Genomic DNA, 12,275 nt, shown 5'->3' with positions numbered 1-12,275 from the left:
TGAACCGCGGCGAGACGCTCGGTCTGGCGTCGATGGGATACTGGCGGCACCATGACGACCACGACGATGCTGCTGCTCGCCGACACGCACATCCCGGCGCGGGCGAGACGACTGCCGCGTGCTGTGCTCGACGCGATCGATGCATCCGACGTCGTGGTGCACGCGGGGGACTGGGTCGACATCGCCACCCTCGACCTCATCGAGTCGCGATCCCGAGAGTTTCACGGCGTCTACGGCAACAACGACGGGCCCGAGCATCGCGAGCGGCTCCCCGAGATCGCGCGCTTCACCGTCGGGAACCTGCGCTTCGCGGTCATCCATGAGACGGGGCCGACGGCGAAGCGCGAGCAGCGCATGGATCAGGTGTTCGCCGACACTGACGTGCTGATCTTCGGGCATTCGCACATACCGTGGGACACCGTCACGCCACGCGGCATGCGTCTGCTCAATCCCGGGTCGCCGACCGATCGGCGCCGTCAGCCGGCGTGCACGATGATGAGCGTGCGGATCGACGGGGGAGCGCTCGACGTCACGCTGATCCCGGTGAACCGCGACGAGTGAACCGCGACGGTGAGCCGCTTTCGGTGAACCGACGCCGATCATCGAGATCGATTCTCTGAAAGCGCGACGAACCATATCACCGCGGGTCATTCCGTGATAATGGTCGCCCGAACGCGGCATCGCCCAATAGGCTCCAAGAAGCGGAGCATTCTCGAGCGGCTCTGCATGTGTATCGCGCTTCCGGGGGGACTCTCTACCCGCGTCTCTCCTGCGCGGGTGATGGGCGGACGGATGAGTGGGCAGGCTCTGCTGACGGTACCGGCGATCGGCATGCGCGCCGCACAGATCCGAGCGGAAGACCCGCCGGCCCGGAGGGAAGGCGCGGTGCCGCGACTCACGTGGGTGCTGTGCGCTGCGCTGCTGCTCTGCGGGTGCATCCTCGTCTCGGCGGCGACCACGACGGATGCCGACTGGTGGCACCTCTACTTCAGCAGACTCGGCATGATGGGCGACTTCTCCAGCTTCGCCTTCAACGGCGGCCTCATCGCGAGCGGGGCGATCATCGCCGGCTCGTCGTGCATGCTGCGGGTGCGCTTGACCGGTGTGATGCCGTTCGCCCGACGCTCGCGCATCGCCATGCGGGTGATGCCTCCCGCGATCGCGGGTCTGGGCGTCAGCCTGCTCGCGATCGGCGCCTACCCGCTGTCGGTCGACCCGATCGCGCACGAGCAGGCCACCAACGGCGCCGTGCTGTCTTTCGCGTTCCTGCTGCTCTCGCACCGGGTGCTGCTGTGGCAGCTCGACCCCGCCCTGCGCCGCGCGACGATCATCAGCGCGGTCACGATGATCGTCGCGCTCGCCGCGTTGAAGGCCGAGGTGATCTCGCTCACCGTGTTCGAGGCGATCGCTTTCGCGATGATCCTCTGGTGGGTGCACCTGCTCGAGCAGATCGCGCACCGTCACGCGTCGCAGACCGGCACCACGTTCTCGGGGTGGCGGCGCCGACGCGGTCGCAAGCGGGAAGCCGTGCACGCGGATGCCGTCGAACCGACGGCGGGTCAGGATGTTGCGGCGCGCCGCGCTCGTGCGACGACGATGCCGCGCCGCGACGTGGCGAACCCCTGCAGCATCTCGCGCAGCTCAGCCGCGCCCACGTCGGCGCCGAACGCGTCGGCGCCCGGCTCGAGCATGATCCCGGATGCCAGGGGCCCGGCGATCACCGGATCGAAACCGAGGTCGTCGATCAGTCGCGACACGACATCGAGATCGTCGGCTGCATCCCCGGCGATCGCGATCGCCTTGCGCCCCGGTGCCCCGGCGCGGCGAGCCTCGTCCTCGAGGTCGTGGTACCCCATGTGCCCCAGCCCCTTCACGACGCGCGCGCCCGCGAGGTGCCGCTGAACCAGCTGGCTCGTCGAGGTGCGCGGGTCGTCGAGGTCGGGCCGATCGCCGTCGGCACCCCACCAGTAGTTCATGGCGTCGACGACCAGCATCCCGCGCATCTGCGTCGCCGGCAGCGTGCGGTACCGGCCGAGCGGCAGCGCCAGCACCACGGCATCCGACACCGCGACCAGGTCGGAGACGCTCATCGCCTCGGCTCCGATCGCGGCGATCGCGCGGGCGATGGGAGCGGGATCGCCCGAACGCGCGACGACCACCCGGTATCCGGCATCCACCGCGAGCGACGCCAGCACACGCCCCAGCCGGCCGGCGCCGATGATGCCGAGCGTCCGGATCGGCGAGGTGACAGTCACCCCGTCATCGTACGGCGGCCCGCCCTGGCGCCGGCGCGGCGTGCTCAGTGGTCGCGCAGCATGTCGATGAGCTCGGCCTTGCGCTTGCCGGAGTATCCCTCGATGCCCAGCTCCTTCGCGCGCTTCTTCAGCTCATCGACCGTCCAGTCGTCGTAGTCTCCGGACTTCCCTCCCCGACGTCCGACCGTCGAGCGGCCGTCGCGGGCCGCGGCGTTCGAGATGCGCGCCGCCTTCTCCTTCGATGCGCCGTCATCGCGCAGCTTCTCGTACAGCTCTTCGTCCTTGAGCTCTGGCTGGTTCGGCACGGCCGCCTCCTCGGGTCGTCGGACGTCGCGGTCAGCGACTGGGACGACCGTACGCGCGGCCGGCGCCCGGCCGAACGGCCTTGACACCACCACAGGCCGCGCCTATCCGCTCACCGCCAGGCGGCTTCGTCGACGCGCGGCGGATGCTCGCCCGCGTCGTGCACGCGCATCCGGTTCACGTAGACGGCGAGGATCTCGAACCCGTCGTCCAGCGCTCTCGAGTCGGGGAAGCGCTCGCTGTACACCTCGCCGAGACGCCGGCGCTCCTCGTCGCGGGTGATGCGCGCCCTGCCCTCCAGCTGCACGGAGATGTCGGCTCCCGTGACCGCGACGGCCACCTGAGGGCGCTCGCGGATGTCACCGACCGTGCGCGAGTCGCCGGCGGCGTCGAAGATCAGGACGCCCTCGTCGGTGGCGGTGAGCCCGACGTACGCGGCCTGGGGTGCGCCGTCCCGCCCGACGCTCGCCACGACGCCCGACCCGCACACGCGGATGAAGTGCGCGACGGCCGCGCGATCCGACGCCCTGATGGTCATGTACCGACGGTACGCCCCTCGCCGCCGCACGGCGAGAGGGTCTTCGATCGCTCGATCAGACGGCCCGCTCCCACCGCTCCACCGGCCCGGGCACGACGGTGAACAGCGGGTGTGCGGTGGGTGTCGTCGCCCGCCACCGCACCGCATCCGCCGGACTGCGCTGGTCGAGCTTCGCGCCCAGGTGCTGCCACTCCAGCATCAGCTGGCCGTCGGTGACCGGGATGACGTCCACGGGCGATCGGGGTGTGATGATCCGCCCCCGGTCGAAGCGGTAGCCACGGGCATCCGCGTCATCCGCGACCGAAGACAGATACGCTCCGACCGACGCGAGCGGGTCGGCCTGCGCACGGAACCGCTCGAGCTGCGGATGCCTGGTGTACCCCTTTGTGCGCCCCGCGAGAACCGCCTGAGCGAGCAGCGTCTCGCGCCAGCAGGCGACGAGAGCCGCCCGATCGAGGTGAGCGGGGTGCAGCGACCAGATCCTCACCCGCGGCCATGCTCCTCCGTGCTGGCTGCGCTGACGACCTGCTCATCCCGGTCGCCAGTCGGCTCGGCATCGCGCCGGCTGAGCTTCGACGGCCACCAGATCGCGCGACCGATGTCGTAGCCGAGCGCGGGCACGAGCAGCGAGCGCACCACGAACGTGTCGAGCAGCACGCCGAAGGCGACGATGAACGCCAGCTGCACGAGGAACAGGATGGGGATCACCGACAGCGCCGCGAACGTCGCGGCCAGCACGAGCCCGGCGGAGGTGATCACACCGCCGGTCACCGCAAGGCCGCGCAGGATGCCCTCGCGCGTGCCGTGTCGCTTCGACTCCTCGCGCACCCTGGTCATCAGGAAGATGTTGTAGTCGATGCCCAGCGCGACGAGGAACACGAAGCCGAACAGCGGCACCGCGGGGTCGGCGCCCGGGAACCGGAAGACGCCGTTGAACAGCAGCGCAGCCACGCCCATCGCCGAGCCGAACGAGAGCACGGTGGTGAGGATCAGCAGCACGGGGGCGAGCACCGCCCGCAGCAGCAGCATGAGGATCACGAGGATCACGCCCAGGATCACCGGGATGATCAGGTTGCGGTCGTGGATCGATGCCGTGTTCGTGTCGACCGCGGTGGCCGTGACGCCTCCGATCTTGGCGCCGGTCTCGTCGAGTTCGGCGCGCAGCCGGTCGACCGTCGCCTCGGCATCGGCCGAGTCGGCGGCATCGGTGAGCGTGCCCTGCAGCAGCACACGCCCGTCGATGACCGTCGGCTCCGGCGCGGGGGTTCCCGGAGGGCCGAACGCGGTGATGCCGTCTGCGGTGACCGGGGCGCTGCCCGACGGCGAGTCCTCGGCGGTCACGCTGACACCGTCCACGCCGTCATCGGAGAGCAGCACGTCAGCAGCATCCTGCAGCCGGTCCTCGTCGCCGAGCACGTACGCGGGGCTGCCGGATCCGCCCGGGAAGTGCTCGCCGAGCACCTCCTGGCCGTCGCGCGCCTCGGAGGCGCCGAGCACGAGATCGGACTGCGGCACGCCCGTGGCGTCCAGCTGCACGACGCCCACCGCGGCGATCGCCAGCACGATCGCCGTCGAGATCCAGATGAGGCGCGGGCGGGTGCGGATGCCGCGCGCGAGCCGCGGCCACAGTCCGCCGCCCTCCAGGGGGCTCACGTCGGCGACCCGCTCGGGCTCGTACGTCGGACGCCGGGGCCAGAACGCCGCCCTGCCGAACAGGCCGAGCAGGGCGGGAAGCAGCGTGAGCGCGGCAAGCATCGCGAACACGATGCCGATCGCCGCCACCGGACCGAGCGTGCTGTTCGACTTCAGGTCGCTGAGCAGCAGGCACAGCAGACCGGCGATGACGGTGCCCCCCGAGGCCAGGATCGGCTCGAACGAGCCGCGCCACGCCGCCGCGACCGCCGCCCACCGGTTCTCGGTGACGTGCAGCTCCTCCCGGAAGCGCGCGACCATCAGCAGCGAGTAGTCGGTCGCGGCGCCGATGACGAGGATGAACAGGATGCCCTGCGTCTGCCCGCTGAGCAGCAGGATGCCGAACTTCGCGGCCCACCACACCACCAGCAGCGCCACGCACAGCGCGAACAGGCTGGTGCTGAGCACAACCACCGGCAGCAGCAGCGAGCGGTACACGATCACGAGGATGACGAGCACGGCGGCGAGGGCGACCAGCAGCAGGATGCCGTCGATGCCGGCGAATCCGGCGACGAGGTCGGCGGTGAAGCCGGCGGGCCCCGTGATGTACACGTCGACGCCGTCGGGCACGCTCTCGCGCAGGTCGGCCGAGAGCGCGCTGGAGATCTCGCCGATGTCGGCGTCGGCGTCGATCGGCACGAACGCCTGGGCGGCGAGTGCGTCGTCGGAGACGATCACGGGGGAGGAGCCGTCTTTCACGCCCTCGGCGGTCGTGGCATCCTCGAGCGCGGACGTCAGCTCGCCCTTCAGCGCGTCGTCGATCTCGGCGTCGGAGGAGAAGACGACCACCGCCGGGATCGAATCGGAGCCGAGGAAGTCGTCGAGAGCGCGCTGCACCTCGGTCGCGTCGGCCGAGTCGGGCAGGTAGGTCGTGCGGTCGTTGGAGGAGACCTCGTCGATCTTGCCGAACAGCGGGCCTCCGAGACCTGCCCCGGTGAGCCAGAGCAGGATGAGTGCGGCCGAGATCAGGACACGCCACACACTGCGCAGCTTCTTCTTCTGCTGCTGCTGCGTGCGCAGCTGCGCTCGTGTCGTCATGGGTGTCCTCTCGTCAGCACAACGGTACCGGCCCGAAGAAGGGCCGGCGGAGGACTTGACAGGCCTAGCATGAGGGCATGCAGAGAACGCTCGTCATCGCGGCATCCGCTCCGGTGCCGAGAGGCAATCATGTGGAGATCGCGCAGGCTGCCGACGGCACGGTGATCGCCGTGCGCGACCTCGACCGGGCCATTCAGTACGAGGTGCGGGACACGACGCGCGAGCAGCTCGACATCTGGCGTGCGGTCGTGCGCGACTGCCGCGTCACCGCGACGGCGCGTGAGCCGCGCACGGTGCTCGTCGTGGGCTTCTCGGACGCGGTGTCGGCTGCCGAGGAGGCACTGAGCGAAGCGGATGCCGCGGCCGAGGCGGCCAAGGCGGAATCCGACCGCTGGGGCGGGGCCGACAAGCCACCGGCCGAGGTGCCCGAGCGATTCTGGTGACCTGCACCCGGACGCGCGCCGCGGACTGACGGTCAGCGGAAGTCGCGCGAGCGGTGCGCGAGACCGGTGCGCAGGTCTTCGAACGCGTCGGCGAGCACGTTCGTGACGCCCTCCGGAGAGCGCTCGAGAAGCCCGCGCACGATGAGCGCGGGGGAGTCGCGGGCCACCCGGCGATAGCGGGCCCAGACGCCTGTCGTGCAGATCACGTTCACCAGCCCGTGCTCGTCCTCCAGGTTCAGGAAGGTGACGCCGCTGGCGGTCGCCGGACGCTGCCGGTGCGTGACCACTCCGGCGACCTCGATGCGCCGCCCCGTCTCGTGGGTGCGCAGCCGGGCGGAGGTCAGCACGCCCCGCTCGTCGAGCGCGGCTCGCAGGTGCGACATCGGATGATCGTCGATCGAGACGCCGGTCGCCCACAGATCGGCCGCCAGGCGCTCGTACCCCGACTGGTCGGAGAACAGCGGCGGCTGCACCGAGAGCGCCGTGCCGGGCAGGAAGCGCGCCCGGTCTTCGGCGGCGGCGCCCGCGAGCCAGATCGCCTCCCGTCTGCTGAGTCCCAGGCACTCGAAGGCCCCGGCGGTGGCCAGCGCCTCGATCTGCGCCGTGGTGGCGTCGGTGCGCCGCACCAGGTCGTGCAGGTCGCGGAACGGTCCGTGCTCGTCACGTGCCGCGACGATCCGCTCGGCGAGCTTCACTCCGATCCCGCGCACCCCCGACAGTCCGAGCCGCACGGCGAACCGACCGTCGCGGCGGTGCGCCCCCGATTCGTCCGGGGCGGAGATGTCGAACCGCTGTGGAGTCGGCTGGTCGAATGACGCACAGGACTCCCGGCCGGTCGGTCCCATCCCGGCACCGGCATCCGGCCCTGCCCCGGAATCGGGCGCGCCGACCGGTTCCAGCCCGTCCATCACGCCGGACGCGTGCAGGTCGGGCCGGCGCACCTGCACGCCGTGATGGCGGGCGTCCGCGGTGAGGGAGGCCGCCGAGTAGAACCCCATCGGCTGCGCCCGCAGGAGCCCGGCCAGGAACGCGGCTGGATAGTGCAGCTTGATCCACGAACTGGCATAGACCAGCAGCGCGAACGACAGCGAATGCGACTCGGCGAAACCGAAGTTCGAGAACGCCTGGATCTGCGCGTAGATGCGATCCGAGACCTCCGTGCTCAGGCCGCGCCGGCTCATGCCGGCGTACAGCTTCGCCCTGACCCTCTCGATCTTCTCCAGCCCGCGCTTCGAGCCCATCGCCCGGCGCAGCAGATCCGCCTCGTCGGCGGTGCAGTCGCCGATCGCGGTGGCCATCTGGATCAGCTGCTCCTGGAAGATCGGCACGCCCAGCGTGCGCTTCAGGATCGGCTCCAGATCGTGGTGCGGGTAGGGGATGTCGAAGGGCACCGGCTGCTCGCCACGGCGCAGCCGCTCGCGGTTCTCGGCATCCACCCTCTCCTTCTCGATCTTGCGGCGCACGAACGGGTGCACCGCACCGCCCTGGATGGGGCCGGGGCGGATGAGTGCGATCTGGATGGCGAGGTCGTAGAAGCAGCGCGGCTGCAGCCGGGGCAGCAGACCCATCTGCGCCCGCGACTCGACCTGGAACACCCCGATCGAATCGGCCCGGCAGAGCATGTCGTACACCCCCGGCTCTTCCTTGGGGATCGTCTCGAGCGACCAGTGCTCCCCGGTGGACGCACGGATGAGATCGAAGCAGTGCTGGAGAGCGGCGAGCATCCCGAGTCCCAGCAGGTCGAACTTCACCAGCCCCATCGAGGCCGCGTCGTCCTTGTCCCACTGGATCACCGTGCGCTTCTCCATGCGGGCGTGCTCGACCGGCACCACCTCGCCCACCGGACGGTCGGTGAGCACCATCCCGCCGGAGTGGATGCCGAGATGCCGCGGCGCCCGCAGCAGGTCGTCGGCATAGCCCAGCACGTCATCGGGGATGTCGTGGCCCTCCACCGGCTGCAGTCCCGAGCTCCACCCGTCGACCTGCTTCGACCAGGCATCCTGCTGGCCGGGGGAGTACCCCAGCGCTCGTGCCATGTCGCGCACGGCGTTCTTCGGCCGGTACTGGATCACGTTCGCGACCTGGGCGGCGCGCTCGCGGCCGTAGGTCTCGTACACCCACTGGATGATCTCCTCGCGGCGGTCGGAGTCGAAGTCCACGTCGATGTCGGGCTCTTCGGTGCGGGTGGTGGCGAGGAAGCGCTCGAACGGCAGCCCGTACAGGATCGGATCGACCGCGGTGATGCCCAGCAGGTAGCAGACCGCGCTCGCCGCGGCCGAGCCCCGCCCCTGGCACAGGATGCCCCGGCGCCTGGCCTCCTGCACGATGCCGTGCACGATGAGGAAGTAGCCGGGGAAGTCCTTCTCGTCGATGACATCGAGCTCGCGTTCGATCCTGGCGCGCCCCGCAGCGTCGAGACGCGGATACCGTTCGGGCACGGCCTGCCAGACGAGGTGACGCAGCCACGTCATCGGCGTGTGCCCGGCGGGCACCTCCTGCTTCGGCAGCGCGGGGCGGGCGGATCGCAGCGGGAAGGCGCATTCGGCGGCCAGGCTCAGCCCGTGCTCGATCGCCCCCGGATAGCGGCGGAACCGGGCCGTCATCTCGGCGCCGCTGCGCAGATGCGCGCCGCCGTGCGCGGGCAGCCACCCGTCGAGGTCGTCCATGCTGCGCACCGCACGCACCGCGGCCACCGCCTCGGCCAGCCGCGCGGTCTCGGGTGAGGCGTAGTGCGCGTTGCTCGTCGCGACCACCGGCAGCCCCAGGCGCTCGGCGAGCTCGGCGAGGGCGTCGTTGCGGCGGGTGTCGAGCGGGTCGCCGTGATCGAACAGCTCCACCACCACGCGGTCGTGACCGAACAGGTCGACGAGCCGCCGCAGCGGAGTCTCGGCATCCCCGGCCTCCAGCCCGCGCCGGACGGCTCCCTTGCGGCATCCGGTCAGCACGGTCCAGTGCCCTTCCGCCCGCGCGGCCAGCTCGTCGAGGTCGTACGCCGGGCGCCCCTTCTCGCCGCCGCGCAGCTGCGCGGCCGAGATGGCACCGGAGAGGCGGTGGTAGCCTTCGGTGCCGCGGGCCAGCACGAGCAGATGATCGCCCTCGGGGTCGGGGGCGCCCACCCGGCTCTTCGGCGACGGGCGCTGCGACCCGGAGGTCAGCGGCCGGGCCGGATTCTCGGCGATGCCGAGCGAGAGTTCGGCGCCGTACACGGTCTGCACCCCGGCATCCATCGCCTCGGCCACCTCGGCGAAGCGGGATGCTCCGTAGAAGCCGTCGTGATCGGTGATCGCGAGCGCGCTGAGCCCCAGTCGCTCGGCCTCGGCCAGGAGGTCCTCGGGGGAGGAGGCGCCGTCGAGGAACGAGTACCAGGAGTGCGCGTGCAGTTCGGCGTAGGGCACGGCGTCGGCCGGCCGCTGCACCTCGAGGTGCGCCGTCGGACGACGACGCCTGCTCACCGGACCCGGGTCGGCGCGAGGACGCACCGGCTCGCTCTGCACCGGTGCGGGGCCCTCCAGGTCGAGGGTGCGCTCGAGCTGATGCCAGGTCTGCCCGGGGTTGTTGTGCCAATTCATCAGCGGTACCGCCCCTCGGCCCACCAGCCGTCCGACGAGTGGAACACCAGCCAGGCGCGGTGCCCCGCGTCGAGCAGCTGGAAACGATGCCCGGAGCGGGCGCGCTCGGCATCCCACCGGTGCTCGTGCACCGGCCACGGACCCGCCCAGCCGACCACCTCGCTGTCTTCGATCAGTGCAGGCGGGGTCGACAGCGACCCGCGTTCGTCGATCTCGACCTCGGCGCCCTCCGCACCGCTCACCCGCACCGGGCGCATGGGCGTGTACACCTCGGTCGGCAGCGGGTCGGGCAGGCTGCCCGGCCACGGCTGCGAGGGGTCGCGCTGCACGAGCGGTCGCTCCCCCCACGGCGTGAGCACCTGACGGTCGGCCAGCATCCGCCCGCCCGCCATCGCCGCCGTGCTCACCCCGCGATGGCCGAGCAGCGTCTGCACGCGCGAGACGGCATGGTGCAGTCGCTCGTCGGTGCCCGAGCCGAACAGGCCGGGCTGATGGTGGGCGGCGTCGTCGACCGCGATCGGCGAGAGGCGCACCCCGACGATGCCGCGGAAGGCGTGAGCGGCATCGTCGGGTGCGTCGTCGACGATCGTCTCGAGCTGCCAGCGCACCCGGTCGACCAGATCTCCCGCGTCGAAGCAGGTCGGATGCAGCCAGGTGCGCGAGAAGACCGCCCCGTCGTCGTCGGTGAGGTCGATGCGCACCTCGGTGCACACGGCCGACACGTCGGCGAGGGCGAGCAGCACGGCATCCGCCGTCTGCCGCACGGCGAACGCGATCTGGTCGGACTGCCCGAGCGGCGTGTCGAACTGCACCTCGCGCGCCAGCTGCGGGTCGGGCGGGCGCGGGGTGAGCGGCCGGGAGTCGGCTCCGGATGCCAGGTCGTGCAGTCGCGAACCCTGCTCACCGAACCGCGAGCGCACCGAGAGGGCGTCGAGGGCGGCGAACCCGCCGAGGGTCGACACCCCCAGCCGGCGCAGCAGGTCGGCGAGCTCGGGGTCGCCGAGCACGTGCAGGGGGAGCGGGGCGAGGAACGCGCGAGACGCCCCCGGGGGGATCACCGTCCAGGGATCGATCCCGTCGACACCGGACGGAGCCGCCCGGGCGGCGAGCTCGGCGGTGAACATGCCGTCGCCCACGCCGATGCGCACGTCGCCGAATCCGGCATCCGCGAGCATCCGCACCAGCGCGGCCGCCGCGCCCTCTTCGCCGTCGTGGTAGCGCGAGATGCCCCGCGAGCGCAGCGCGGCGAGCCCGGGACGCAGCAGATGCACCCCGGGCGCGTGCGCCTCGATCAGCCGCAGCACGGGCAGGAACGCACGTTCGTCGGCCGTCTCGTCGTGCGGCAGGATCCGCAGCGACGGCAGGCTGCTCTGCGCCTGCCGCTTGCGCTGCCCGACGCGCACTCCGTGCGCCCGGGCTGACTCGGTGCAGGCCGACACGACGCCGGCGCGTACGAGAGCGGTGGGCGGATGCGGGGGTGCGGCGCCTAGCGCGGCCCGCAGCGGCCAGTCGGGGAACCACAGCACGTGCACGCGCATCACCTCGCCCGCGGAGGGCGCAGCCGCGCTCATGACGCCACCGCCCAGCTCGGGTGGGTCGGCAGCGACTCGCGCGGGTCGAGCGCGGGCTCGGCGGCGACGTCGATGCGGCCGAGATCATCGGGCAGTCGCACCCGCAGGCTCTTCGGCACCGGCGTGGAGCGGGTCTGCGCGGTGACGGTGACCGTGCGATCCGAGAGCAGCCCCCATCCCTCGCCGAGCCCTTCCCAGTGCGGGTCGTGCAGCGTGATCAGCCCCTCGCCCTGCGGCCAGGGGGAGGTGGTGAGCAGCGTGCAGCCGCGGTCGCGCAGCCGTGCCGCGAGGCGTGCGGCATCGGCATCGCGCACGCGGGAGCCGGGATTCATCGCGATCAGCGGCACCACCTCGGCCAGCGCCGAGACGACGGCGAGCCAGCGCTCACCCGGCTCGGGCACGAGGATCAGCCGTGACAGGTCGATGCCGAAGGCGGTCGCCGCCTCGAGACCGAGCGTGGGCATGCCGATCGCCGCGCACCAGCCGCCGCGCTGCGAGAGCGCGCTCATCAGCGCGAAGATCAGGCTCGGCGAGGGCGAGACCGAGTACACGGCGCCGGTCAGCAGCCCGCCCTGAGGCAGCAGATCCCGCAGTGCGGCGGGCATCGGCAGATGCGCGTCGTCGCTGCGACGGCGCTGCATGCGGCCGATCTCGCGGCGCAGGCGCAGGATGTCTCCTGCCCGTTCATCGGCGGGGGAGAGTGCCGCGGTCGTTCTGATCCCCATGCATCCATCCTCGAATAAAGCTTCGAACACTTCAAGTCGTCCTGCGAGACTAATTCGGACATCCGACATCGCCGCTCTCGGCGCGGTCGACCTCGAGATCCTCGACGTCGGGGTTCTCCACAGGCGCCCCCGGCGCTCGCC

At 71.4% G+C, this 12,275-nt stretch carries 10 protein-coding genes and 1 pseudogene; 3 read left to right on the top strand and 8 right to left on the bottom strand.

Features of this window, described 5'->3' with window-relative positions; genetic code table 11:
* The first annotated feature begins 51 nt into the window (after positions 1-51).
* Positions 52-561: a metallophosphoesterase family protein gene (locus tag ACWIDW_RS04155; RefSeq protein WP_454123166.1), complete on the top strand. Its 510-nt coding sequence runs from the start codon at positions 52-54 to the stop codon at positions 559-561.
* A 99-nt stretch (positions 562-660) separates the two neighbouring features.
* Positions 661-1,380, top strand: a pseudogene (locus tag ACWIDW_RS04150) (DUF998 domain-containing protein); the annotation flags it as partial.
* A gap of 179 nt (positions 1,381-1,559) precedes the next feature.
* On the opposite strand, the gene ACWIDW_RS04145 reads toward ACWIDW_RS04150, so the two are convergent.
* From ACWIDW_RS04145 to ACWIDW_RS04125, 5 genes are all read right to left on the bottom strand, one after another.
* Positions 1,560-2,255, bottom strand: coding sequence for an NADPH-dependent F420 reductase (locus ACWIDW_RS04145; protein WP_454123164.1), 696 nt, complete (start codon positions 2,253-2,255; stop codon positions 1,560-1,562).
* A 44-nt stretch (positions 2,256-2,299) separates the two neighbouring features.
* On the bottom strand, positions 2,300-2,560 hold the full coding sequence (locus ACWIDW_RS04140; RefSeq protein WP_454123163.1) for a DUF7218 family protein: 261 nt from the start codon (positions 2,558-2,560) through the stop codon (positions 2,300-2,302).
* Between the two features lie 110 nt (positions 2,561-2,670).
* Complete coding sequence (locus ACWIDW_RS04135) at positions 2,671-3,096, bottom strand: pyridoxamine 5'-phosphate oxidase family protein (RefSeq protein ID WP_454123161.1); 426 nt, start codon at positions 3,094-3,096, stop codon at positions 2,671-2,673.
* 55 nt (positions 3,097-3,151) lie between these two features.
* Positions 3,152-3,583 carry a pyrimidine dimer DNA glycosylase/endonuclease V gene (locus ACWIDW_RS04130; RefSeq protein ID WP_454123159.1) on the bottom strand — a complete coding sequence of 144 codons (432 nt, stop codon included), beginning with the start codon at positions 3,581-3,583 and terminating at the stop codon, positions 3,152-3,154.
* Positions 3,580-5,826, bottom strand: coding sequence for an MMPL family transporter (locus ACWIDW_RS04125; protein WP_454123157.1), 2,247 nt, complete (start codon positions 5,824-5,826; stop codon positions 3,580-3,582). Before ACWIDW_RS04125 ends, ACWIDW_RS04130 begins: the two co-directional genes overlap by 4 nt.
* A gap of 77 nt (positions 5,827-5,903) precedes the next feature.
* Between ACWIDW_RS04125 and ACWIDW_RS04120 the strand changes: the two genes are divergently transcribed.
* Positions 5,904-6,269 (top strand): hypothetical protein, encoded by a 366-nt coding sequence (locus tag ACWIDW_RS04120; protein WP_454123155.1) that lies wholly within the window; start codon positions 5,904-5,906, stop codon positions 6,267-6,269.
* Between the two features lie 32 nt (positions 6,270-6,301).
* On the opposite strand, the gene ACWIDW_RS04115 is transcribed toward ACWIDW_RS04120, so the two are convergent.
* The 3 genes from ACWIDW_RS04115 to ACWIDW_RS04105 are packed head-to-tail and all read right to left on the bottom strand — an operon-like array spanning position 6,302 to position 12,134.
* Positions 6,302-9,838, bottom strand: a complete 3,537-nt coding sequence (locus ACWIDW_RS04115; protein ID WP_454123154.1) for an error-prone DNA polymerase — start codon at positions 9,836-9,838, stop codon at positions 6,302-6,304.
* A complete protein-coding gene (locus tag ACWIDW_RS04110; RefSeq protein ID WP_454123153.1) occupies positions 9,838-11,409 on the bottom strand; it encodes a DNA polymerase Y family protein in 1,572 nt (523 codons plus the stop codon). Before ACWIDW_RS04110 ends, ACWIDW_RS04115 begins: the two co-directional genes overlap by 1 nt.
* Positions 11,406-12,134, bottom strand: coding sequence for a hypothetical protein (locus tag ACWIDW_RS04105; RefSeq protein ID WP_454123151.1), 729 nt, complete (start codon positions 12,132-12,134; stop codon positions 11,406-11,408). The genes ACWIDW_RS04110 and ACWIDW_RS04105 overlap by 4 nt, the downstream gene beginning before the upstream one ends.
* Between the last annotated feature and the right edge of the window lie 141 nt (positions 12,135-12,275).

It is taken from the genome of Microbacterium sp. NPDC055312 (assembly GCF_053645675.1).
This window is presented reverse-complemented; position numbering and strand designations above follow the sequence as displayed.

What these genes read in the sequence shown, in the direction of transcription:
- ACWIDW_RS04155 (WP_454123166.1), top strand. Translation starts at nt 52, where the DNA reads ATGACGACCACGACGATGCTGCTGCTCGCCGACACGCACATCCCGGCG.
- ACWIDW_RS04135 (WP_454123161.1), bottom strand. Translation starts at nt 3,096, where the DNA reads ATGACCATCAGGGCGTCGGATCGCGCGGCCGTCGCGCACTTCATCCGC.
- ACWIDW_RS04125 (WP_454123157.1), bottom strand. Translation starts at nt 5,826, where the DNA reads ATGACGACACGAGCGCAGCTGCGCACGCAGCAGCAGCAGAAGAAGAAG.
- ACWIDW_RS04120 (WP_454123155.1), top strand. Translation starts at nt 5,904, where the DNA reads ATGCAGAGAACGCTCGTCATCGCGGCATCCGCTCCGGTGCCGAGAGGC.
- ACWIDW_RS04115 (WP_454123154.1), bottom strand. Translation starts at nt 9,838, where the DNA reads ATGAATTGGCACAACAACCCCGGGCAGACCTGGCATCAGCTCGAGCGC.
- ACWIDW_RS04110 (WP_454123153.1), bottom strand. Translation starts at nt 11,409, where the DNA reads ATGAGCGCGGCTGCGCCCTCCGCGGGCGAGGTGATGCGCGTGCACGTG.
- ACWIDW_RS04105 (WP_454123151.1), bottom strand. Translation starts at nt 12,134, where the DNA reads ATGGGGATCAGAACGACCGCGGCACTCTCCCCCGCCGATGAACGGGCA.